The sequence below is a fragment of the Burkholderia sp. BE17 genome (assembly GCF_009362305.1).
GTDB classification, from domain to species: Bacteria; Pseudomonadota; Gammaproteobacteria; order Burkholderiales; family Burkholderiaceae; genus Burkholderia; species Burkholderia pyrrocinia_C.
Genome location: NZ_WHNU01000013.1, coordinates 12,248 through 35,479, shown reverse-complemented (window position 1 = coordinate 35,479; position 23,232 = coordinate 12,248). Strand labels below are relative to the sequence as shown.

At 62.8% G+C, this 23,232-nt stretch carries 21 protein-coding genes and 3 pseudogenes; 22 read left to right on the top strand and 2 right to left on the bottom strand.

Features of this window, described 5'->3' with window-relative positions; translation table 11 throughout:
- The first annotated feature begins 47 nt into the window (after positions 1 to 47).
- From GD429_RS13315 to GD429_RS13285, 7 genes are all read left to right on the top strand, one after another.
- Positions 48 to 833 (top strand): SDR family NAD(P)-dependent oxidoreductase, encoded by a 786-nt coding sequence (locus GD429_RS13315; RefSeq protein ID WP_227791636.1) that lies wholly within the window; start codon positions 48 to 50, stop codon positions 831 to 833.
- On the top strand, positions 796 to 1,653 hold the full coding sequence (locus GD429_RS13310; RefSeq protein ID WP_227791635.1) for an SDR family oxidoreductase: 858 nt from the start codon (positions 796 to 798) through the stop codon (positions 1,651 to 1,653). Before GD429_RS13315 ends, GD429_RS13310 begins: the two co-directional genes overlap by 38 nt.
- A 38-nt stretch (positions 1,654 to 1,691) precedes the next feature.
- Positions 1,692 to 2,309 carry an SDR family oxidoreductase gene (locus tag GD429_RS13305; protein ID WP_193727105.1) on the top strand — a complete coding sequence of 206 codons (618 nt, stop codon included), beginning with the start codon at positions 1,692 to 1,694 and terminating at the stop codon, positions 2,307 to 2,309.
- Entirely contained in the window at positions 2,282 to 2,554 is a 273-nt protein-coding gene (locus GD429_RS13300; protein WP_152857344.1) for a hypothetical protein, read from the top strand. Before GD429_RS13305 ends, GD429_RS13300 begins: the two co-directional genes overlap by 28 nt.
- A 51-nt stretch (positions 2,555 to 2,605) precedes the next feature.
- Positions 2,606 to 3,637 carry an NADP-dependent oxidoreductase gene (locus GD429_RS13295; RefSeq protein WP_152857343.1) on the top strand — a complete coding sequence of 344 codons (1,032 nt, stop codon included), beginning with the start codon at positions 2,606 to 2,608 and terminating at the stop codon, positions 3,635 to 3,637.
- Positions 3,638 to 3,769: 132 nt separating this feature from the next.
- Positions 3,770 to 4,180, top strand: a complete 411-nt coding sequence (locus GD429_RS13290) for an acyl-CoA thioesterase (RefSeq protein WP_152857342.1) — start codon at positions 3,770 to 3,772, stop codon at positions 4,178 to 4,180.
- A gap of 157 nt (positions 4,181 to 4,337) precedes the next feature.
- The gene (locus tag GD429_RS13285; RefSeq protein ID WP_321574588.1) at positions 4,338 to 6,038 is read left to right on the top strand and encodes an acyl-CoA dehydrogenase family protein; all 1,701 of its coding nucleotides are present in this window, start codon (positions 4,338 to 4,340) and stop codon (positions 6,036 to 6,038) included.
- Positions 6,039 to 6,760: 722 nt separating this feature from the next.
- Here GD429_RS13285 and GD429_RS13275 read toward each other — a convergent pair.
- Positions 6,761 to 7,402 carry a transposase gene (locus GD429_RS13275; protein WP_152857339.1) on the bottom strand — a complete coding sequence of 214 codons (642 nt, stop codon included), beginning with the start codon at positions 7,400 to 7,402 and terminating at the stop codon, positions 6,761 to 6,763.
- Positions 7,403 to 7,727: 325 nt separating this feature from the next.
- On the opposite strand from GD429_RS13275, the gene GD429_RS13270 reads away from it, so the two are divergent.
- From GD429_RS13270 to GD429_RS13255, 4 genes are all read left to right on the top strand, one after another.
- Positions 7,728 to 8,681 (top strand): LysR family transcriptional regulator, encoded by a 954-nt coding sequence (locus GD429_RS13270; protein WP_152857338.1) that lies wholly within the window; start codon positions 7,728 to 7,730, stop codon positions 8,679 to 8,681.
- Between the two features lie 63 nt (positions 8,682 to 8,744).
- Positions 8,745 to 10,154 carry an FAD-dependent tricarballylate dehydrogenase TcuA gene (tcuA, locus tag GD429_RS13265; protein ID WP_152857337.1) on the top strand — a complete coding sequence of 470 codons (1,410 nt, stop codon included), beginning with the start codon at positions 8,745 to 8,747 and terminating at the stop codon, positions 10,152 to 10,154.
- Positions 10,141 to 11,349 carry a tricarballylate utilization 4Fe-4S protein TcuB gene (tcuB, locus tag GD429_RS13260; RefSeq protein WP_321574587.1) on the top strand — a complete coding sequence of 403 codons (1,209 nt, stop codon included), beginning with the start codon at positions 10,141 to 10,143 and terminating at the stop codon, positions 11,347 to 11,349. Before tcuA ends, tcuB begins: the two co-directional genes overlap by 14 nt.
- A 56-nt stretch (positions 11,350 to 11,405) precedes the next feature.
- Complete coding sequence (locus GD429_RS13255; protein WP_152857335.1) at positions 11,406 to 12,725, top strand: MFS transporter; 1,320 nt, start codon at positions 11,406 to 11,408, stop codon at positions 12,723 to 12,725.
- Between the two features lie 86 nt (positions 12,726 to 12,811).
- Here the strand turns inward: GD429_RS13255 and GD429_RS13250 are convergent, their stop codons facing one another.
- Complete coding sequence (locus tag GD429_RS13250; RefSeq protein WP_152857334.1) at positions 12,812 to 13,192, bottom strand: hypothetical protein; 381 nt, start codon at positions 13,190 to 13,192, stop codon at positions 12,812 to 12,814.
- Positions 13,193 to 13,717: 525 nt separating this feature from the next.
- Between GD429_RS13250 and GD429_RS13245 the strand changes: the two genes are divergently transcribed.
- From GD429_RS13245 to sucD, 11 genes and pseudogenes are all read left to right on the top strand, one after another.
- Positions 13,718 to 14,047 (top strand): DUF1302 family protein, encoded by a 330-nt coding sequence (locus GD429_RS13245; protein WP_152857333.1) that lies wholly within the window; start codon positions 13,718 to 13,720, stop codon positions 14,045 to 14,047.
- 10 nt (positions 14,048 to 14,057) lie between these two features.
- Positions 14,058 to 15,104 carry an aromatic ring-hydroxylating dioxygenase subunit alpha gene (locus GD429_RS13240; RefSeq protein ID WP_227791634.1) on the top strand — a complete coding sequence of 349 codons (1,047 nt, stop codon included), beginning with the start codon at positions 14,058 to 14,060 and terminating at the stop codon, positions 15,102 to 15,104.
- 198 nt (positions 15,105 to 15,302) lie between these two features.
- The gene (locus GD429_RS13235) at positions 15,303 to 16,376 is read left to right on the top strand and encodes an aromatic ring-hydroxylating dioxygenase subunit alpha (protein ID WP_152857331.1); all 1,074 of its coding nucleotides are present in this window, start codon (positions 15,303 to 15,305) and stop codon (positions 16,374 to 16,376) included.
- A complete protein-coding gene (locus tag GD429_RS13230) occupies positions 16,373 to 17,338 on the top strand; it encodes a PDR/VanB family oxidoreductase (RefSeq protein ID WP_152857330.1) in 966 nt (321 codons plus the stop codon). The genes GD429_RS13235 and GD429_RS13230 overlap by 4 nt, the downstream gene beginning before the upstream one ends.
- Before the next feature lie 86 nt (positions 17,339 to 17,424).
- Positions 17,425 to 18,301, top strand: a pseudogene (locus GD429_RS42025) (porin).
- Between the two features lie 214 nt (positions 18,302 to 18,515).
- Positions 18,516 to 18,623, top strand: a pseudogene (locus GD429_RS41040) (IS110 family transposase); the annotation flags it as partial.
- Position 18,624: 1 nt separating this feature from the next.
- A pseudogene (locus GD429_RS13215) lies at positions 18,625 to 18,780 on the top strand (4-hydroxy-2-oxovalerate aldolase); the annotation flags it as partial.
- A gap of 184 nt (positions 18,781 to 18,964) precedes the next feature.
- Positions 18,965 to 19,729, top strand: a complete 765-nt coding sequence (locus tag GD429_RS13210; RefSeq protein WP_152857329.1) for an OmpW/AlkL family protein — start codon at positions 18,965 to 18,967, stop codon at positions 19,727 to 19,729.
- Between the two features lie 47 nt (positions 19,730 to 19,776).
- A complete protein-coding gene (locus GD429_RS13205) occupies positions 19,777 to 20,058 on the top strand; it encodes an enoyl-CoA hydratase/isomerase family protein (protein WP_321574584.1) in 282 nt (93 codons plus the stop codon).
- Between the two features lie 961 nt (positions 20,059 to 21,019).
- Positions 21,020 to 22,186: an ADP-forming succinate--CoA ligase subunit beta gene (gene sucC, locus GD429_RS13195; protein ID WP_152857328.1), complete on the top strand. Its 1,167-nt coding sequence runs from the start codon at positions 21,020 to 21,022 to the stop codon at positions 22,184 to 22,186.
- 69 nt (positions 22,187 to 22,255) lie between these two features.
- Complete coding sequence (gene sucD, locus GD429_RS13190) at positions 22,256 to 23,137, top strand: succinate--CoA ligase subunit alpha (RefSeq protein ID WP_046544111.1); 882 nt, start codon at positions 22,256 to 22,258, stop codon at positions 23,135 to 23,137.
- The last annotated feature ends 95 nt before the right edge of the window (positions 23,138 to 23,232 follow it).

Here is a 23,232-nt window from a genome sequence, read left to right as displayed (position 1 = left end):
AGGAACGCGTGAAGAAGATTGCAATGACAGACACAAAGGAGACAAGCATGAAGTTGAGCAACAAGGTCGCACTGGTCACCGGTGCCGGCTCCGGCATCGGCCGCGGCACGGCACTGCGCCTGGCGGCCGAAGGCGCAAGCGTCGTCGTCGCCGATGTGCAACGCGCCAGCGCCGAGGAGACTGCGGCGCTGCTGCGCGAGCAGGGCGGGCGCGCCAGCGTCGAGGTGTTCGACGTGGGCGACGACGCCGGCTGGGCCGCCGCGATCGCGCGTTCGGAGCAGGCCTTCGGTGCGATCCACATCGTCTGCAACATCGCCGGCATCACGTCGCCGGTGGACTTCGAGGAACTGTCGCTGGAGAAGTGGAACCGCGAGCTGGCGGTGAACCTCACTGGCGTGTTCCTCGGCTGCCAACACGGCGTGCGTGCCATCCGGCGCAGTGCGCAGGCGGGCGCCATCGTCAACCTGGGCTCGGTGTCGGGGCTGCGCGGCGTGCCGAGCACGGTGGGCTACTCCGCATGCAAGGGGGGCGTCAGGGCGCTGACGCAGTCCGTAGCGATGCACTGTGCCCAGAAGGGCTACCCGATCCGCTGCAACACCGTCCTTCCATCGTATGTCGACACCTCGATGTTCGACGCGGCCGTGCCGCTGTTTGGCGATCGCGAGACCATGCTCAAGGCGTTCGCCCAGGACATCCCGCTGGGACGGGTGGCAACGCCCGATGACATCGCTCGCGCCGTCGTGTTCCTCGCGAGTGACGACAGTGCGATGGTTACCGGCACCGAGCTGATCGTCGATGGCGGGCACACCGCCCGACTTCCCACCCATTTTTGATCTTCACGGTATGAACATGAACAAGACAGCGGAAGGTACAGGCCGCGTGGCCGGCAAGACGGCGCTCATCACCGGCGGCGCCGCAGGCATCGGCGAAGCGATCGTGCGCATGATGCGCGCGCAGGGCGCGTCGGTGTTCATTACCGATATCGACGACGCCCGCGGCGAGCAGCTGGCGCGCGACACCGGTGCCCGCTACTGCCACCATGACGTGACGAAGGAGAGCGACTGGGCGCACGTTATGGCCACCATCGGTGCGGCCGGGCCGCTGCACATCCTGGTCAACAACGCTGGCATCGGCTCGGTGAACGGCATCGCCGATCCCGAGCACACGTCGCTCGCGGAGTGGCGCGAGATGCTGCGCATCAACGGCGAAGGGGTGTTCCTGGGCTGCCGCTACGGCATCGAGGCGATGAAGGCCCACGGCGGTGCGATCGTCAACATGTCGTCGATCGCGGCGCTCACGCCGATGCCGCAGCTGGCGCCGTATGGCTTCTCGAAGGCCGGCGTCGCGCAGTACACGCGTTCGGTGGCTTCGTACTGCCTGCAGTCGGGCTACCGCATCCGCTGCAACTCGGTGCATCCCGGGATGATGCAGACGCGGATGCTCGAAGGGCTGTTCTCGACGCTGTCGCCCCAGGTCGGGGCCCCGCCGGAAGCGCTGCGTGAGGCCTTCCTGTCGCGCATCCCGATGCGCGAGTTCGGCACCGCCGACGACGTCGCCCACGCGGTGCTGTACCTGTCCAGCGATGAAGCGCGCTACGTGACCGGCACACGGCTCGTGGTGGACGGCGGCATCGAACTGACGCACGCCCCCTGAGGCACGCGGACCCAGAGCCGAATGACGCAGGCATGAACATGAACAAGACCCAAGAACCGCGCCCCGTCGCTGTCATCACGGGCGTTTCCTCCGGCATCGGCCTTGCCATCGCCGAAGACCTGATGCAGCGCGGGTACCTCGTCTGCGGGGCCGTGCGCCGGCTCGCCGATGCCGACGGGCTGGTGACGCGCTGGGGCCACGCCTTCGTGCCGCTGGTGTTCGACGTGACCGACCGGGCTGCGCTGAACCAGTCGGTGACGCAGGCCGACGAGGTGCTGGGCGGCCGCTACCTCGCGGCGCTGATCAACAACTCCGGTATCGGCCCGTCCGGCCCGTTGCTGATGCAGCGGGAGGAAGAGATTCGCAAGGTCTTCGACGTCAACGTCTTCGGGATGCTGGGGGTGACCCGCGCCTTCCTGCGGGCGCTGGGTGCACGTCGCGGCGGCACCGGGCCGAAGGGGCGGGTCATCAACATGGGGTCGGTGTCCGGCGCGATGACGCTGCCCTTCATAGGGGCGTACTTGTCCTCTAGGCATGCGGTCGAGGCGGTGGGCCAGGCCTTGCGGCGCGAGCTGAAGTTCATGGGCATCGACGTCACCACCATCGAGCGGGTTTCATCGGCACCGCGATGTTCGACAAGACCCGCGCCCAGTTGAAGGACGACCGTTATGCGAACAGTGACTACGGTCCGATGTGGCAGCACTTCTCCGCGCTGGTGTTGCAGCAGGAGAAGACGGCAGCGCCGATGTCCGTCGTGCTGGAGGCTGTGCGGCACGCCCTCGAGTCGGCGCGGCCGCGCATCCGCTATCCGCTCGACAAGGGCTGGCACATCGGGCGCTGGATGCCCGATCGCGCCTTGGACAAGGTCCTTTTCAAGATGCTCGGCGTGAACGCCAAGTGACGGCGAGCAGACCCCGATCAGCAGAACCCAATCAACACCAAGGAGACGAACATGACTCAACCCATTAACCGCCAATGGCTCATGAGCCGACGCCCCGTCGGTGACCTGTGCCCTGAGGACTTCCAGTACAAGGAAGGCCCGGTGCCCGAGCCGGGCGACGGCGAAGTGCTGCTGCGCACGCTGTACTTCGGCTTCGATGCGACCCAGCGGCTCTGGATGACCGAGGATGGTGGCTACATGCCGCCGCAAGCGCCCGGCACGCCGGTGCGCACGATGGGCATCGGCCAGGTCGTGACCTCGCGCCACCCGGATTACAAGGAAGGGGACCTGGTCGACGGCTTCATGACCTGGGAGGACTACCTCGTGGTGCGGCCGGACGGCGGCCCGTGGCCGCTGCGGGTGCTGCCCAAGGCGAACTATCCCTTGTCGTGGAACCTCGGCATGTTCGGTGTGGGCGGGCTCACGGCATACTTCGGCACGGCAGACGTGCTGCGCGTGCAGCCGGGGGACACTGTGGTGGTCTCGGCCGCCACCGGGGCCACCGGGTATGTGGTCGGCGGAATCGCCAAGGCCCTCGGCGCGAAGAAGGTGATCGGCTTTGCCGGCGGCGCCGACAAGTGCCGTTGGATCGTCGAAAGCGGCCATTACGACGCTGCGATCGACTACAAGTCGGACGACATCGCGGTGCGGCTGCGCGAACTGTGCCCGGACGGCGTCGACGCCTACTATGACAACGTCGGTGGCGACATCCTCGACGAGATGTTCCTGCACATGAAGCCGCGCGGGCGCATGGTGATTTGCGGCGCGATGTCGCAGGGCTATGCGGACCTGAATTTCCAGGGGCCGAAGAACTACGGCCAGATCGTCACGAAGATGCTTCGCGTCGAAGGCGTGCACCTGTTCTACTTCGCCGACCGAATTGAACAGGGCGCGAAGCAGCTCGCCGAGTGGGTGCAGCAGGGCAAGCTGCGCGTCGAGGAGGACGTGCACGAAGGCTTCGAGAAAGCCCCTGCACTCCTGCTGTCGGTCTTCACGGGCAAGAACCCCGGCAAGCTCATCTTGAAGATGGGTGACCCGGCATGAAGCTTCGGGACGCCGGCGACCGAGTCTGTGTTGTGCTGCTGATCCTGGTCATCGCGGTGGGAGTGTTCGCTTTCGCCTCGATCGTCGGCAGCATGCCATGGCCGGCTTTCGGTCGTTCCAATTGAATGACCAATGAAAGAAGTCGTTTTTACGATCAAGGTGCAGTTCGGTGACTGCGACCCCGCGGGCATCGTCTGGTTTCCGAACTTCTTTCGCTGGATCGATGCGTCCTCGCAGCACTTCTTTCTGGAGTGCGGCGTACCGCCCTGGCGCGAAATGGAGCGGACACTGGGTATCATCGGAACACCATTGGTGGATACACGCGCCAAGTTCGTGAATGCCGCCAGCTACGGAGACACGCTGAGGATTCATACGTCCATCACGGAACTTCGCGGCAAGAGCTTCGTGCAGCACCATCGCGTGATGCGCGGCGACGATCTCGTCATGCAGTGCGAGGAGGTCCGCGTCTTCGCGCGGCGGCGCGAGGACGGCGGGATCGCGGCGGTGCCCGTGCCGCCCGGGATTCGTGCCGCTTTGGGTTGAGCAGTGGGCGCCGAACTCGTAGAGGAAAGTAGATCTGTGACAAACGTGCCGGTAAATGTGTGACCCTCGCGCTGACTGCCGCAGGCATGAGCGTTGAGCCGCACTGCGGCAAGGGTTTAGCAACGCGCAACTGAGGTATTGAAAAATGTGGAGATACGTGCCGCCCCTGCGCGAGATGCGCTTCGTGATCGAAGAGGTTCTGCGCATCCCGGAGCGCTGGCCGGTGCTGCAAGGACGAGCGGAGATTGACATCGAGACGGCGTTGCATGTTCTCGAAGAGGCGGGCCGCTTCGCCGCGGAGGTGATCGGACCAATCAACGCGGCGGGCGACTTCGAAGGTTGCAGTTTTAGCGACGGGCAAGTGTGCACGCCAGCGGGGTATCGCCAGGCGTTGCGCGCTTTCGTCGACGCGGGCTGGCCTTTGCTCGCCTGCGACGAGGAGGACGGCGGCCAGGCGCTGCCGCATGTGCTTAGCGCCGCACTGAACGAAATGCTCGCAGCCGCGAATCACGCATGGACGATGTATCCGGGCTTGGCCGAAGGCGCCTATCGCTGTCTCAAGGCGCATGCGCGGCAGGACATCAAGGACCGTTACCTCGGCAAGATCGCAGCCGGCGAGTGGCTCGCAACGATGTGCCTCACCGAGCCGCAAGCGGGCAGCGATCTCGGCGCGGTGTGCACGCGGGCGGCTCCGGCCGGGGATGGCACGTGGCAGGTCACGGGGAGCAAGATCTTCACTTCCGGCGGCGAGCACGACCTCACCGACAACATCGTGCATCTGGTTCTGTGCCGCCTGCCCGACGCGCCGGCGGGCGGCAAGGGACTGTCGCTGATCCTCGTGCCGAAGGTGCTGCCCGACGGGAAGCGCAACGCCGTGCGCTGCGACGGCATTGAAAAGAAGATGGGCATCAAAGGGAGCGCGACGTGCGTGATGTCTTTCGAACAGGCAACAGGATGGCTCATCGGCCAGCCGCACTGCGGCCTTGCGGCAATGTTCGTGATGATGAATTCGGCGCGACTGCATGTGGCACTGCAGGGCGTGGCACACCTCGAGGCGGCGACGCAGAATGCAATCCGCTATGCCAACGAGCGCACGCAGTTCGGTGCGGCCTTGTCGGCGCAGCTATCGGTGCGACGCACGCTTTGGCGGCTGAAGGCCCTGACCTCCGGCGCGCGTGTCTGCGCTTTTCGCATCGCGCAGCTGCTCGACGAGGCCGATTACCATCGCAGCGCAGCTGAGCGCGAACGTGCGCAGCAACTGCTGGGCGTGCTCACGCCCATCGCCAAGGCATTCTTCACGCACGTCGGGCATCACGGCGCCAACGATGCGCTACAGGTGTGGGGCGGCTACGGCTACGTGCATGACTACGGCATCGAACAGACGGTACGCGACAGCCGCATCGCGATGATCTACGAGGGTGCGAACGCGATCCAGGCGATCGACCTGGTCACTCGCAAGGTGATCGCCGATGGCGGTCATGCGATGGAGCTGCTGCTGGAAGAGATGGACTCGGAAGTCGTCGTGTGCCGCGCAGTCGAGGGGCTGGAGATGCATGCTGAAACATTGCAGCGGCAAGTGCGGCAGCTTCGCGGTGGCGTCGATCAATTGCTGCACTCGGCCGGGTCGCAGTGGCCGATCCAGGTCGCGGACGACTTCCTGCACGGCGCGGGCTTCACCTTGCTGACGTGGGCGTGGTGCCGCATCGCGCGAGCGACATCGGTCGCACGTTCAGGCGATTTGCATGGGGAGCAGTGGCAAGCCAGTGACTTCGGCATCCGTCATGTGTTGCCGGAATCGGAAGCTCACTGGCAGCGGCTCGGAGCCGGCGAATGCGAGCTGCCCGCAATCGCCGATTGAACGTCCCCGACAAAGGTCCCTCCAGTGACGTCATGCGAGAGCCTGGCGCTCGACATCGGGGTGATCTCGGTTTCCGCGCAAAACGTAGCTGTTACTGACTCGGGTAAAACCCTGTGTAAACCTCTGCGCCTTCGTCGCGCCGCGCCTCTGCTATGCGCGCTCCGCGAAGGCCTGACGCATCTGCCTGGCGCGCTTGACCTCATAGGCCAAGTCCAACACGAAGCGCAGCCGCTGCGCGGCCGCGGCTTCCCAGCCATAGGACCATTCCAGGCCGTCTGCGACAGTGCGGATAGGTTCCTTGAACTGATATGACTTTATATGAACGCCTCCCAGGCTTTTGGTCGTTCTGGCGTCACCGAGGTAGGGTTGCAGCTTTATATCCGTACATGGACTCCCGCCTATGAGCAAGATCGGTGTGCATTTTCGAAGGTCTTGACTGCGTCCGTACATTCGGCTTCTGATGTGCCTGCCATCAGCACGAGCCATCATGGAAGTTTGCGCGCTTGCCCCTCATCGGCCTCTTGGCTTCGTAATGCTGCCGCCGGATATATCAGGATCTGCAAGCGCCGGTCCGACCGGTTCGCCATGCTTGCCGCTTCTTGCTCAATCGTGGATGGAGTTAAGTTATCTCAGAACGTTACCGGATGGCTAAGCCGAACTTTGAGTGTGCGCCGCGCATAGATCATTGATTTCTCACGGTTATGCGTGCGTGAACGAGACGATTACTGGGTACAGATTGCGGGGCTGACGTTGAGCAGGTGGAAGGCCTTTTCTTGTACCGGAGTCGGCCGTGTGATCATGACGATCTTCGCTTGCGGATTGAGAGGGGTGTGACAGACGTTGTAGGCAAGCGTAGCCAGATCATCGAGCAACGTGCGAAAGCTATGGAGCGGCAAGCCGTCCTCGCTAAGCCGGGTGGCATCCTTGGCTTTCGCGTGATCCGAGCGCCGTGCTTTAGCCACTGGTGAGACCCGCGTTGCACGCGCGAATTCGATATATTCGTCATCGAACAGCATCGGCTTTAAAGTCTCGCGCATGTGCCACTCGACGTAATAGGCAAGCATGCATAGAAAGACGTGTGCGCGCACACGTTGGGCGTTCCAGTGGAACACAGGGCGCACCTGCAAATCGACCGTCTTAAGCGAACGGAAAGCGCGCTCCACGACCGCTAGTCCTTTGTAGGCCGTCACGGCCGCCTCGGCGGGCAGCTCCGTTGCCGATAGACTCGTGCGCACCACATACAGACCATCGAGCGCGGGCTCTTGCTGGATCTGTTCCGACTTACGCAGCCACGTAAAGCTCGAGTCGGTGATGTTCAACTCGAAATGCTTGGCCATCTTGAAATGATCGATGATGCGGCCCACGCGCAAAGCAATCGCTTCGATGCCCTTGAGTCGATTACGTGTAAAAGGTTGGACTAGATCAAACAGGCAGCGTCAGATCGGCTGACTCAGTTCGGCCAGAAGCGGCCGTTCAAATGAGCCATTGGAACGTCATTCGAGAGTCCGTTTTCACACGGGTTGCAGACGCTGCAGGGGAGGCGTTGCGGCGCCTATGCCGAGGATATACTTTTAGCAAGGCTACGAGGGGTTAGCTTCAGGTATGGCGGTCTTGGAAACTCGTAGTCTGCAATTCGAATGCTTGAGCCTAAGTTGGATGCTCACCCCAATCTCTCTGACCGATCGCGGAATGGAACTCAGACAACTACGCTATTTTCTCAGCGTCGTGGAACACGGAAGCATGGGCAAGGCAGCGCTGGAACTCGGCGTGGTGACCTCGGCATTGAGTCAGCAGATCAGCCGTCTCGAAGGCGAGCTGTCTACGCGTCTGCTGCAACGCACCTCGGGCGGCGTCGTTCCGACCGACGCGGGTCTGGCGTTCTGGCGTCAGGCGCAACTCGCGATGCGTCATATCGACGATGCTGCGCTTGCTGCACGCTCGGCCCGTCTGTCGGGTCATGTCAGCGTCGGCATGGCGCCGAGTACGGCGAGCGTGCTAGGTGTCGCATTCATGCAGGCAATGCGCACGCGCTATCCCGATGTGCGGCTGCACATGGTCGAAAGTCTCTCCGGCTATCTTGCGTCCATGCTGAGCGCGCGTCAGATCGATCTCGCCGTGCTGTTTCGCGAGGAATCCGCGCAACGCTGGAGCGTGCTGCCGCTGCTGGACGAGCGGCTGTTCCTGATCGGTGCGGGCGATCTCGATGGCATGCCGACGAGCGCATCCGTCCGGCTAAAAAATCTCGGCAGGCTTCCGCTCATCCTTCCCAGCGGTACGCACGGGCTGCGTTCGCTGCTGTTATCAGCGTTCAGGCGCGCCGAATACGAGCCGAACATTGTCGCCGAAGTCGACGGCCTTGCGCTGCTGATGGACTTCGTCCGTACCGGCATCGGCGCGACGATACAGCCGGGCGCGGCGCTCGCAAGGCCCGAGAACGTGGTGCTGACGAGCGTGCCCGTCGCGGAGAAATATGCCGCGCGGCCCAACATGATCGCCAGCATCTCCGACGACGAACTGTCTCCCGCCGGTCTCGCTGCGCGCGTGGTCCTCGCCGATGTCGCCCGTCAACTGGTGCAGGAAGGCCGCTGGCCCGGCGCGCGACTGCGGGAGCCCGAGTCTTCACGAAAAGTGAAGACCCCTTGACGGCTGGCTGGTAGCGAAGCGGGCACGAGACCCTTACGATTCGTCCGAAAGGAGACGAATCTAATGGTCGATGTGCTCGTAATCGGAGGAGGCAATGCCGCGCTGTGTGCCGCATTGATGGCGCGCGAAGCGGGCGCCTCGGTCTTGCTTCTCGAATCCGCGCCGCGCGAATGGCGCGGCGGCAACTCGCAACACACGCGCAATCTGCGCTGCATGCACGATGCGCCGCAGGACGTTCTCGTCGATGCCTATCCGGAAGAGGAATTCTGGCAGGACCTGCTGAAAGTCACCGGCGGCATCACGGATGAGCATCTCGCGCGGCTGACGATCCGCGCGTCGTCGTCGTGTCGGCCGTGGATGCAGAAGCACGGCGTGCGCTTCCAGCCGCCGCTGTCCGGCGCGCTGCACGTGGCACGCACCAATGCGTTCTTCATGGGCGGCGGCAAGGCGCTCGTCAACGCGTATTACCGCAGCGCCGAAGCCCTCGGCGTCGATATCCGCTATGAAACGCCCATCGATTCGCTCGAACTCGACGGCAGCCGCTTCATCGCGGCGCGCAGCGGCAGGCAGCGCTTCGAGGCGCGCGCCTGCGTGCTGGCGGCCGGCGGCTTCGAATCAAATCGGGAATGGCTGCGCGAGGCGTGGGGGCAAAACGAGCGCGGCGAATGGCCTGCCGACAACTTCCTGATTCGCGGCACGCGCTTCAACAAGGGCATGCTCATCAAGCATATGACCGACGCCGGTGCGGACATGATCGGCGACCCGTCGCAGTCGCACTGCGTCGCCATCGATGCACGCGCGCCGCTGTATGACGGCGGCATCTGCACGCGCATCGACTGCGTGTCGCTGGGCGTCGTGGTGAATCGTGACGCCGAGCGCTTCTACGACGAAGGCGAGGATTTCTGGCCGAAGCGCTATGCAATCTGGGGACGGCTCGTCGCGCATCAGCCAGGCCAGATCGGCTATTCGATCATCGACTCGAAAGCAATCGGCCGCTTCATGCCACCGGTGTTTCCGGGCGAAAAAGCCGACACGCTGCCGGAACTCGCGCGCAAGCTCGGGCTGCCGGAAGCGCGCTTCATGGAAACGCTCGTGCGCTATAACGATTCATGCCGCGACGGCACCTTCGACCACACCGCGCTCGACGACTGCCACACCGAAGGCCTCGCGCCGCCCAAAACGCACTGGGCGCGCCGCATCGATACGCCGCCGTTCTACGGGTATGCGTTGCGGCCAGGCATCACGTTCACGTATCTCGGTCTCGAGACCAATGATCGTGCGCAGGTCCACTTCGGCGGCAAAGCCAGTGAGAATCTGTTCGTGGCCGGCGAAATGATGGCCGGAAACGTGCTCGGTAAGGGCTATACAGCGGGCGTCGGCATGTCGATCGGCACGGCCTTCGGGCGCATTGCCGGGACGCAGGCCGCGCGCGTCGCGTTCAAAAAAACGGAGGCAACCAGTGCAGAAGTCTGACTCGCTCGCGCCCGAACGCCCGCACACTGCGTTATCGGTCGACAGGAAAAAAACTTCACACGACAGCATGGCGCGCGTGATCCCCATTGTGCCGATGAGCGCCGGCGAAGCCGAAGTGGCGCGGCAGATGCAGATCTGCAACGCCTGCCGCTATTGCGAAGGCTTCTGCGCCGTGTTCCCGGCGATGACGCGCCGCCTGGAATTCGGCAAGGCGGACGTCAACTATCTGGCGAATCTCTGCCACAACTGCGGCGCGTGCTATCACGCGTGCCAGTACGCGCCGCCGCACGAATTCGGCGTGAACGTGCCGAAAGCGATGGCCGAAGTCCGGCTCGAAACCTACACCGAATACGCGTTTCCCGCGTCGTTCGGCGCGCTGTACAAGCGCAACGGCCTGACTCTGTCGGTTGCACTGGCGGCCGGACTCGCGCTGTTTCTGGTGCTCGGCACGGCATTGCACGGCGGCTTGTCGGGTGATGTCGCGCCAGCGAACTTCTACGCGATCTTCCCGCACAACCTGCTCGCGGCGATGTTCGGCATCGTCTTCCTGTTCGCCATTCTCGCGCTCGCTCTGGGCGTCACGCGCTTCTGGCGCGACGTGTCGGCGGGAACGGCGAGCGCGCCAGCCGTCGCGGAAGCGGCGAAGAACGCGCTGACGCTCAAATACCTGGACGGCGGCCACGGTGACGGCTGCAACGAAGAGAACGATGCCTTCACGCTGGCGCGGCGCCGTTTCCATCACCTGACGTTCTACGGCTTCATGCTGTGCTTCGCGGCAACCGCAGTCGCGACGCTCTATCACTATGCATTCGGTCTGGAAGCGCCGTATCGGTTTCTGAGCGTGCCGGTGCTGCTGGGAACGGCAGGCGGCATCGGACTGATTTCGGGGCCGGCGGGACTGCTGTGGCTGAACCTGAGACGCGTTCCGGAGCGGGGCGATGCCCGTCAGCGTCCGATGGACCGCGGCTTCATCGCGCTCCTGCTGCTGACGAGCGCATCGGGTCTCGCGCTGCTCGCGCTCCGAACGACCTCGGCGATGCCGTCGCTGCTCGCGATTCACCTCGGCGTCGTGATGGCGCTGTTCGCGACGCTGCCTTACGGCAAGTTCGCGCACGGCATCTTCCGCTCGGCGGCGTTGCTCAAATCGTCGATAGAGAAGCGGCAACGCAACACACTGAGCCTCGGTTCGGATTAGCACTCACTGGGCGCCTGCCGGGCGCTCATCACCATAGACAAGAAGCAGGAGACGCAATGAATCGCACAGAACCGAGCGCCACTACGTCCGGCGTTTCTCCCACGACGAGGGCCGCCGCCGTGTTGCGCGTGACCAGCGGCAATTTCATCGAACAGTTCGATTTCTTTCTGTTCGGCTTCTACGCGACATCGATCTCGAAGATCTTTTTCCCGTCCACCAGCGAGTTCGCCTCGCTGATGCTCACCTTCGCGGTGTTCGGCGCGGGCTTTCTGATGCGCCCGCTCGGCGCGATCTTTCTCGGCACGTATATCGACAAGGTCGGCCGGCGCACCGGCCTGATCGTCACGCTGTCGATCATGGCGAGCGGCACCATTCTGATTGCCTGCGTGCCGGGGTACGCGACCATCGGTCTGCTCGCGCCAGCGCTTGTGCTGCTCGGGCGTCTGTTGCAGGGCTTCTCGGCCGGCGCGGAACTGGGCGGCGTGTCTGTCTATCTCGCGGAAATGGCGACGCCCGGCAACAAGGGCTTTTACACGAGTTGGCAGTCGGCGAGCCAGCAGGTCGCCATCGTCGTGGCGGCGGCCATCGGTTACGGGCTGAACCAGTGGCTGTCCGCGAAGCAGATCGGCGCATGGGGCTGGCGCGTGCCGTTTTTCATCGGCTGCGCGATCGTGCCGTTCCTGTTCATGCTGCGTCGCTCGCTGCAGGAGACCGCAGCGTTCGAAGCGCGGCGGCATCATCCGCAGGCGCGCGAGATTTTTGCGATGCTGCTCTGCAACTGGCGCACCGTCATCGGCGGCATGCTGCTGACGGCAATGACTACCACCACCTTCTATCTCATCACCGTCTATACGCCAACCTTCGGCAAGTCGGTGCTGAAGTTGTCCACCTCCGACAGCCTGATGGTGACGCTGCTCGTGGCCGCATCGAATTTCGTCTGGCTGCCGATCGGCGGCACGATCTCCGACCGGATCGGCCGCAAGCCGCTGCTGCTCGCGATTTCCGTGCTGGCGATCTTCACGGCTTATCCCGCGCTGTCCTGGCTCGCCGATGCACCGAGCTTCGCGCGCATGCTGATCGTGCTGCTGTGGTTCTCGTTCTTCTTCGGCATGTACAACGGCGCGATGGTCGCCGCGCTCACCGAAGTGATGCCGGTCGAAGTGCGCGTCGCGGGCTTCTCGCTGGCGTTCAGTCTCGCGACGGCGCTCTTCGGCGGCTTTACGCCGGCGGTATCGACGTATCTGATTCAGGTCCTGCATGACAAGGCCGCACCCGGCTACTGGCTGAGCTTCGCTGCGCTCTGCGGCTTGTGCGCGACGCTCGGGCTGTATCGCCGCCGCGCGGGAAGCAACGCGTCGGCGGCATCGTCGGCCTGATAGCGATTGCATCGCGCGTTGCAGTAAGCCCGGCTTCGCGCCGGGTTTTCGCTGTTTCGGTGGCACGTGCGGTTGGCATTGGCGGCTCAATGAGCGTCCTCGAAAGACGCTAGACTTCGATACACCGGCTGAGCGCTTTCATCAATTCGTTGCATCGACGGGTTGAATCCGCAGTTGATCACCGCCATTGGCGACGAGCGGTCGTATTGTCCGAGACCTAATCTGACGTTGACTGACCGGTCAGGTCTCGGCCAATACAGATTACGCATGCGCTTGGTCGCCTCGGCGATCTTCATCAATTCGGCTTCAGTGGCCTGCAGCAGCGCCTCGCGTTTGCGACTACGCTCCTCGGCTAATAGCGGATTGCGGCATACGATGAGTCGCTCACCGGGAAACGCCTCACTGGTCACCTCCAGCAGATTGCGACATCGCTGGCAGAAGCACGGCCCCGCAGTGCCTTGTTCCATGGGCGTCGATCCAGCCCCGCACCGAAGCGCGGACTCGCCCATTCGCTGTCCACACCCAGTTCGGTTAAACGACGCGTTCTGCTCGACGTGAGCAACCCCGTCGCGCCGCAGCAGGTTTTGGGGGGAAATTTGGTGCCTCCGTCCGGAACATTGCTGGGGCATTAATCCTCGTCCGCCGTTGCCGCACCTTCTGCTGCCCACCGGGAACTATGCCCGCTTTGTGTGCGTGCCAAACAAGTGGGCCGCTCCCCGCGATTGAAACGTGCCGAACGGGCGACGGCGCTGGTTGCCCCCTTACCACTCTTCTGGGGTGGGGTGTGACAGCCGCGTAAATCGTACCTTTTACTCAGCGTGCTGGATCGGGGTGTCACGGGCTGCGAGCCCTGCCGACTTCTGGAACTCGTCGCCTTGCAGAAAGACGACGCCGGTGCGCGAATGATCGCGCACGGCGTTCGACGGTGAGGTTCTCCTCATAGCCAATCCGTTGACTACGTGACGAAAGCGCGACCAAAAAATTGGAGACATATGACCATGCGCCATGAAATGCCGCTGCCTAAGGTCGGGCTTTCTCGATTCACTTCGACGAAGCCTGTGGCCGCAATGCAGGCCATCGGCACGGCCAGCCTCCTGGCCACTTTCCCCGCAGTGCACGCTGCGGACGTGTCACCACGGGAAGAGGCGTCGGACACGCGCGTGACGTGGAACAACACTGCGCGCTATAGCGCAGTGTTTCTAACGCGCTCGCAGAATCCAGCGCTCCTGGGAAATGTGAACGCCGATGACGGCGATCGCAACTTCAATCGTGGTCTGCTCTCGAACGGCATCTCCAAGGACCCGGGCGACGACCCGCGTTAAGGAACTCCCCATGTTCATCCGGAACAATTGGTACGTCGCAGCGTGGCCGCATGAATTGACCAACGACAAGCCGCTGGCCCGCACGCTGCTGGGTGAGCCGGTGGTGCTGTACCGCCAGGCCGACGGACGCGCTGTCGCACTGGAGGACCGCTGCTGCCACCGCAGCCTGCCGCTCTCGAACGGGCAACTGCTTGCCGACCGCATCCAGTGCGGCTACCACGGGCTCGAGTACGACTGCAGCGGCAAGTGCGTGAAGATCCCTGACCAGCCACTGGTGCCGCCCGCGGCTCGCGTGCGCAGCTATCCCATCGTCGAGCGCGACCAGGTCGTGTGGATCTGGATGGGAGAAGCGGAGCAGGCCGCCCCAGAAAAGATCGTGCCCTATCCATGGCACAACCCCGACTCGGGCTGGGCGCACCGCAAGCAGCGCTACACCATCGCCTGCAACTGGGAGCTGATGAACGACAACCTGATGGACCTGAGCCACCTGGGTTACGTGCACAAGCGCACCATCGGCGGCAACCCGGAGATCCACGTCAACGCCGACATGAAGGTGACGCGCGGCGAAGGCACGGTGAAGGCCGTGCGATGGATGCTCGACTCGACGCCGCCGCCCACGTACACCAAGGCCGTGCCTACGCTCGGCGAGCGCGTGGACCGCTGGCAGGAAATCGAGTTCTTCACCGGCCTCATCCGCATCTACACCGGCGCGGTGAACGTGGGGCAGGGCGCGCAGCAGGGCAACCGCGACGGCGGCTTCGGCCTGCGCATCTTCGACGGCATCACGCCCGAGACGGAGACCACCATGCATTACTTCTGGTCCGCGGCGCATTGCTTCGACATCGACAACCCCGCGACCGCCGACCTGGTCTACGACCAGATCGACACGACCTTCCAGGAGGACCGGCAGATTCTCGAGTGGCAGCAGTCCCGCATGAACGCGGACGCGCCGCGGTGGATCGACATACGAGGCGACGTCGCTGGCATCCAGGTGAGGCGGATGATTCGCGAGCGGCTGGCGGCGGAAGCTGGCGAGCGGCAAGTGCTCGCCGTCTGACCAATGACAGGAGGCAAATGATGTTTTCGAATGGCGCCTGCGCCCCCGCCGATGCCGGCGAAATCACCGACAAGGGCTACATCAACTAGCGCGCCGTGCTTGCGCTGCGCGCGGATGACGTGAGCAGCCTCCATGCCGCCAAGCTACCGGCCGAGGTCATTCTTCCCACCCCCTTGCCACTTAGGTGGCTTCTTTGTCATGAACACCTTCCTTCGCAACGTCTGGTATGTCGCCGCGTGGGGCCACGAGGTCCCCGCCAACCGTCCGCTAGCCCGCACCATCCTGGGTGAGCGGCTCGTGCTGTTTCGCAATGACACCGGTGAGCCCCAAGCGCTGTTCGACCAGTGCCCGCATCGTTTCGCGCCGCTGAGCCGTGGCACGGTCGTCGACGGGTGCCTGCGCTGCCCATACCACGGGCTGGAGTTCAGGGGCGATGGCTCGTGCAGCCGCAACCCGCACGGGGACGGCGCAATCCCCAAGGCCGCTCGGGTGCGCGGCTACCCGGTGGTGGAGCGATGGAGCGTGCTCTGGATCTGGATGGGCGAGCCGGGGCAGGCCGATCCGGCACTGATCCCTGAATTCCGAAGCATGGATCCTGAGACCCGGTGGGTCGGCAAGGACTACCTGCTGGCGCGCGCCGAATACCAGCTTGAAACGGACAACATCCTCGACCTGAGCCACATCGAGTTCCTGCACCCGGGCACGCTCGGCAGCGACGCCGTCAAGCAGGGGCAGACCGATGTGCAGCAGGAGGGCAATACGGTGTTCTCGCGGCGGCTGACGCGCAACGAGATCGTGACGCCATCGCTGGCCCGGCGTTACGGCATCCCCGAAGACCAGCCGGTGGACCGTTGGCTCGATACGCGATGGAACGCACCGGCCGTGATGGAACTCTGGGTCGGCGTCGCGCCTGCGGGATCCCCTGATCCGCGCGCCGTGGGCAAGCAGGTGCCCTTCATCCATCTCTTCACGCCTGAGACGGCGAGCACCACGCATTACTGGTTCGCCACAAGCTATCCGCGGCGCATGGGCGAGGAAGGCCGGCGCCGGGCCGAATCCGATGTCCAATACCTGCGCGAGCCCTTCGAGAACGAGGACCTGCCGATGCTCGAGGCGCAGCAGGCCGCCATCGGCGACCGTGACTTCTGGTCCATGAAGCCCATCCTCCTGCCCTCCGATGCGGCCGCCGTGCGCGTGCGGCGCGTGCTGGCAGCGATGCTCAAGGCCGAACAGCAATCCGCTGCGGAGCCGCTGGGTGGGGGTGCCGCATGACGCGGCTTCTGAAGGTGCGCGTGGCACACAAATCCATGCTGGCCGAGGCGATTTGCGGTTTCGATCTAGTGCCGTTGCCGGGAGAGTCCCTGCCGCCTTTCACGCCGGGTGCGCACATCGACGTGCACCTGCCCGGGGGCATCATCCGCCAATACTCGCTGTGCAACGACAGCGCAACGCCCGACCTCTACCGCATCGCCGTGTTGCGCGAAGCAGAAGGGCGCGGTGGCTCGACGGCGATGCACGAGGCCGTGCAGGAAGGCGACGTCCTCACGGTTGGAGCGCCGCGCAATCACTTTCCCCTGGCGTCCGGTACCGGCAGCAGCATCCTCGTGGCCGGAGGCATCGGCATCACGCCACTGCTGGCTATGGTCCAAGAGCTCGCCAGCACCAGGCGCGGCTTCGAGCTCCACTATTGCACGCGCAACGAAGCGCGAACGGCCTTCCGGGAGCTGCTCATGGAATCACGCTTCGCCGGCAGCGTGCATATCCACCGTGACGATGGCCCGGCCGACCAGCGCTTCGACCCGGCACAGGTGCTACAGCAGGCGCCGGGCGATGCCCATCTCTACGTTTGCGGGCCGGGCGGCTTTATCCAGTGGGTCTTGGACACGGCCACCCAGTGCGGCTGGTCGGAGGATCGGCTGCACCGGGAGTACTTCTCTGCCGTGGCGGTGTCCCGGACCGAAGCCGACGCGGCATTCGACGTGGTGCTGGCGAGCAGCGGCAAGGTGGTTCGCGTCGCTGTGGGCCAGACCATTGTTCACGCGCTCGCTACGGCGGGCGTGGAGGTGGCAACGTCGTGCGAGCAGGGTGTCTGCGGCACCTGTGTCACCCGGGTGCTCGATGGTGTTCCTGATCATCGTGACCTCTTCCTGACGCCGGATGAGCAGGCGGCCAATGACCAGTTGACGCCTTGCTGCTCCCGCTCCAAGTCGCCACGGCTGGTGCTCGATCTTTGACCTGTTCCACGCCTGTGTTGTCGGGCAGCTTGGCGTGCTCCAGCGAACTCTGGATAAATGCGCAACAAAATATCAAGGAGACAGGCATGTATCGGAGGTGCGTAGTCGGGAAGGCGACCGCAGTAGCGCCGAGCCTTTTTTTGGCGGTATCGGCCCATGCGCAGGGCGGCGTTACGCTGTATGGCATTGCGGACACGGGTGCGCTCTATCTGAGCAAGACGCTGAACATGACGACGGGAGGCGATGGCGGCAAGTTTGTGGGCCTTCAGAATGGTGGTGTTGCGCCATGGATATTCGGCTTGATGGGAACGGAGGATCTTGGCGGGGGGCTTCAGGCCATCTTCAAGCTCGAGAGCGGTATAGGGCCGAGCAATGGCGGGTTGAGCAACGGGAATGGCAATCTGCTTGGTCGCGAGGCGTATGTTGGCCTGAAAGGGAACTTCGGCGAGGTCTTCCAGTCGGCGCGCCAATATTCTGTGCGTCTGAAATACGAGTGGGGTGGTCTGACTCTTGATGCGGCGTTCTTCGATACCAACGCGGGTGGATCCATCGTCACCGTTCCGGCCAGCAATGTGCCGTTTGTGGGGCGCGAGATCGGCGCCGCGTACAAGTTTGGTCCTGTCACTGCCAAGGCTTCGTTCGCGAGCTTCAAAATCGATGGTGGGCCGACCAACAACGTCGACGGCGGTGGCGTCGACTATTTCGCTTTGCCACAGCTCGATCTCAATGCAGGTATCTGGTACGTCAGCGATCGCAATGACACATCGAGTCCACTCGTTGATGGGTGCCATGGGCGCGACATATTTTCTGTCGAAGCGTACGGGTCTGTACGCGCAGGTCGGTGTTGTCAACAACCATGGGAAAGCAAACCTTGGCTTGACGCCTGGTGCTGTGCCGACATCGCTTTTTGCGCCGGCCGGAACGACAACGGGCGCCACCATCGGGACAATGCACATGTTCTGACCGTGCGTTCCGGCGGTCGCGTTACGCGTTCGTCAATCTCCGTGCGTGGCGTTGGCGCGCACGGAGATCGTTCAACTCGCGATGTCTCGCAATGCGTCTCCGGACTGTCCGCTTCTCATGAACCCGGCCACTGGCGTCCGGACAGATCATCGGCGCACCGCGTCACGACTGCATTACATCGGGGCGTGCAAAAGGTCATGACGAACCATGCAGGGAGGTGATGAGCAAAGGCCGGGAGAAGCTGAACAAGGAAATTCCGGAGGTGCTTGGGCGTATCACAGAACGCCTGCCAGCAGTACTAATCGACACACTACGCGAACAATGCGAGCTTCCTTCGCCACTCCGAAAGCGCCGCTCGGAAATACGGATTGAAGACCGTCGACATCCTTGTCGAATTGGGGCGACGCCGCATGGTTGGCGGTCAGGAGGACATGATCGTCGACGTGGCGCTCGACCTTCTTCACGCTCGGCAGTCGTAGGGAACTCGGTGGTCCGCGGATAGCTGCGGATCGGTCGAGCGAGATAGTTTCGGTCGACAAAAATAGTCGGAGAAGTACGTGATGTAATTAGTGATACTAAATGAATGCCGACGAATAATGGCCATTGAGAGCCCGGTCGGCACCTTTCGGAACTGAGGTCGCCGTAAAACGGAGGAGACGAAGTATGAGGAAGCAACTGAATTCGATCGCGCTGGCGATTTCGATGTGCGGTCTCGCGGGTACGGCGTACGCACAGGAGGCGGGAAGCGTTGTAGTAACCGGTGGCGCCACCTGGATCGACATGAGGCAATCGAGCGCTCAAGAACTGAAAAGCAGTTCCCAGTTTGGCACTTTCACTTCTCGTGGAACAGGCGCCGAAATTCATAACGCCTTCACGGGAGAGCTTCTCGTAACTTACTTCGCAACCGAGCATATTGCGCTCGAAGGAACAGTGGGGATTCCGCCGAAGCTGAATGTTTTCTCCCAGGGCGTCGCTACCCCCCTTGGGCCTCAGGGGCCGGCAATGCCTGTGGGTGATCTGAAGCCGTTGGTGACGACTCGGGTGTGGGCGCCCACGTTATTTGTGAAGTATTACTTTGGAAAAAAGGACAGTGTATGGCGCCCGTTCTTGGGTGTCGGCGTGAATTACACGTGGTTCAGCTCCGTCCAGGTTCATCCCGCATTCAGCGGGGCGCTCAGTCAGTTTGCCGGACCGGGTGGAAGGGTCGATGCATCGGCGAGCTCATCGTGGAACCCAGCCTTCACGGCAGGCGTGACGTATCGCCTTACCGGTAGATGGTCCGTTCTGGGATCGATCACCTACATCCCGCTAAAGACGACCGGAAAATTCGATGCAGTCAGCGCCAACGGAACCACTGTTTTGAGCAACACGTCGCGAATCACGGCCAATCCCATCATCGGCTTTGTTGGGATTTCTTATCGATTTTGAGAAGCGGATCGAGTCCGAATGGGTATAGCGAAACAGGAGATTTCACCGTGGACGACATAAAGGTACAAGTTGACGGGCGGGGGCTGATCCTCACGATATCGAGGCCGGAGAAGAAGAATGCGTTGACCGGAGCGATGTACAGCGTGCTTGCGGACGCGCTCGAACCAGCTGTCGCTTACGGGCGCGTGAACGCCGTCCCCATCCAATCTGATGGCGACACGTTCTCGGCCGGAAGCGACCTGAGCGAATTCTCGGCTGAAGCAATTCGTGACGGCATCGGCAAGAGCCGCGGTGCGCGGTTTCTCCGATGTCTGGCGACAAGCAATTGACAGGGAACGAGTGCAGTGAAGCCTTGGCCGCGTTTAAGGAAAAGCGCCGTCCCGATTTCTCGAAGCTTCAATAACGTGATGAATAAACGCAACACTGATACTCGATCGCAAGAGGCCGCCATGCGGCGAGCCCCTGATTTCGACGTGCGGCGATCCTCAGCGCCGTCGACTGCAACCTTGTCGGCGACTTGTTCATGCTCGAGCCAGAGGTGTACGAGGCTCTCAATTGAGTCCGGTCCCATGCGACTTCACTGACTGCATGCTGCAATTTGAGGAGCGACATGGACGTAATGCAACGGACTCGCATTAATGCTGCAGCAGCTGCTAATGCTGAAGATGCATCGATTTGGCGTTGGTTTTCCGCCCTTCTTGAAGAACGTCGTATCCGGTGGCGTTACATGTTCGATAGTTGGGTCGTTAGTGTCGATCGGACTCGTGTTGCCTCGGAGCTGACTTTCTATGATGCGATAAGGGCGGCAAAAGAGGAGGCCGAACTGCGGGGGCTAGGACGGCCTGACGAAAGGCCACCCCGGGGGCGCTGGCAAGGTCGGGATACAGAAGACGTAACACGATGCCGTTCCTATCGCTAATTCGGCTGGACGTCGCAAGATCTTGTGGTGCCTGCTGACTCCAGTTCCCCGTCTGCGCGACAGTATGCGAAATCGTGCGGTCAGAATCCGGCTCGTTCGGCCCCGAAAAGGGTTATGCAGGACAAGTAGTGATCGGAAGATTGTTTCGCGTGAGATATCTGCCGTCAAGATTGATTTCGTGACGTTTCCTCGGTCGGCGGAGCCAAGTGGCGAACCTATGCTGATCGCCCGAGCGTTGAGTACCAGGTCGCTCGCAGCGAGGGCAATGGCACCAAGTAACAGGTGGATTTTCGCAGTGAGACTGCTCTTTTCGACATTAATTTATAAGTTTAGTAAATTCAATTCAACTCTCAGACTGAAGGGAATCACGCATGAAGATTCACGAGTACCAGGGTAAGGAAATCCTGCGGAAATTCGGCGTCGCGGTACCGCGCGGCAAGCCGGCGTTCTCGGTGGACGAGGCCGTCAAGGTCGCGGAAGAGCTCGGCGGCCCGGTTTGGGTCGTGAAGGCTCAGATTCACGCGGGTGGCCGTGGCAAGGGCGGCGGCGTGAAGGTGGCGAAGTCGATCGAGCAGGTGCGCGAATACGCGAACCAGATCCTCGGCATGCAGCTCGTCACGCACCAGACCGGCCCGGAAGGCCAGAAGGTCAACCGCCTGATGATCGAGGAAGGCGCCGACATCAAGCAGGAACTGTATGTCAGCCTCGTCGTCGACCGCATCTCGCAGAAGATCGTGCTGATGGGCTCGAGCGAAGGCGGCATGGACATCGAAGAAGTCGCCGAAAAGCACCCGGAACTGATCCACAAGGTCATCGTCGAGCCGTCGACGGGCCTGCTGGACGCGCAGGCCGACGACCTCGCCGCGAAGATCGGCGTGCCGGCCGCATCGATTCCGCAAGCGCGCGCGATCCTGCAGGGCCTGTACAAGGCATTCTGGGAAACCGACGCATCGCTGGCTGAAATCAACCCGCTGAACGTCTCCGGCGACGGCAAGGTCACCGCACTCGACGCGAAGTTCAACTTCGACTCGAACGCGCTGTTCCGTCACCCGGAAATCGTTGCGTACCGCGATCTGGACGAAGAAGATCCGGCTGAAATCGAAGCGTCGAAGTTCGATCTCGCGTACATCTCGCTCGACGGCAACATCGGCTGCCTCGTGAACGGCGCAGGCCTCGCGATGGCGACGATGGACACCATCAAGCTGTTCGGCGGCGAACCGGCGAACTTCCTGGACGTCGGCGGCGGTGCGACGACCGAGAAGGTCACAGAAGCATTCAAGCTGATGCTGAAGAACCCGGACCTGAAGGCGATCCTCGTGAACATCTTCGGCGGCATCATGCGCTGCGACGTGATCGCGGAAGGCGTGATCGCCGGTTCGAAGGCCGTGAACCTGAACGTGCCGCTGGTCGTGCGCATGAAGGGCACGAACGAGGACGTCGGCAAGAAGATGCTGGCCGATTCGGGCCTGCCGATCATCTCGGCCGACAGCATGGAAGAGGCTGCGCAGAAGGTCGTCGCGGCTGCCGCAGGCAAGTAAGCACGCGCTAATGAACACGTATGGCGGCGCGGTTTGCACGCGACGCCCATCGAACAGAGGTCAAAATACATGTCGATTCTGATCAACAAGGACACGAAGGTCATCACGCAGGGCATTACCGGCAAAACCGGTCAGTTCCATACGCGCGCCTGCCGTGAATACGCAAACGGCCGCGAAGCATTCGTCGCGGGCGTGAACCCGAAGAAGGCCGGCGAAGATTTCGAAGGCATTCCGATCTACGCGAGCGTCAAGGAAGCGAAGGCGGAAACCGGCGCGACCGTGTCGGTCATCTACGTGCCGCCGGCAGGCGCTGCCGCTGCGATCTGGGAAGCGGTCGAAGCCGATCTGGATCTCGCGATCTGCATCACGGAAGGCATCCCCGTGCGTGACATGATCGAAGTGAAGGACCGCATGCGTCGCGAAGGCCGCAAGACGCTGCTGCTCGGGCCGAACTGCCCGGGCACGATCACGCCGGACGAACTGAAGATCGGCATCATGCCGGGTCACATCCACCGCAAGGGCCGCATCGGCGTCGTGTCGCGTTCGGGCACGCTGACGTATGAAGCCGTTGCGCAGCTGACGGCACTCGGCCTTGGCCAGTCGTCGGCAGTCGGTATCGGCGGCGACCCGATCAACGGTCTGAAGCACATCGACGTGATGAAGATGTTCAACGACGATCCGGATACGGATGCGGTCGTGATGATCGGCGAAATCGGCGGTCCGGACGAAGCCAACGCCGCCGAGTGGATCAAGGACAACATGAAGAAGCCGGTGGTCGGCTTCATCGCTGGCGTCACGGCGCCCCCGGGCAAGCGCATGGGCCACGCCGGCGCGCTGATCTCGGGCGGTGCGGATACGGCCGAAGCGAAGCTGGAAATCATGGAAGCGTGCGGCATCACCGTCACGCGCAACCCGTCGGAAATGGGCCGTCTGTTGAAGGCCTCTCTGTGATCCGCGCGATTTTCCCGTAGAAACAATGATCTTGCAGCTGGTCGGCCGTGCCTCGACGTCACGGCCGATCACTGCCGCTCCATTTTGGCAATTCG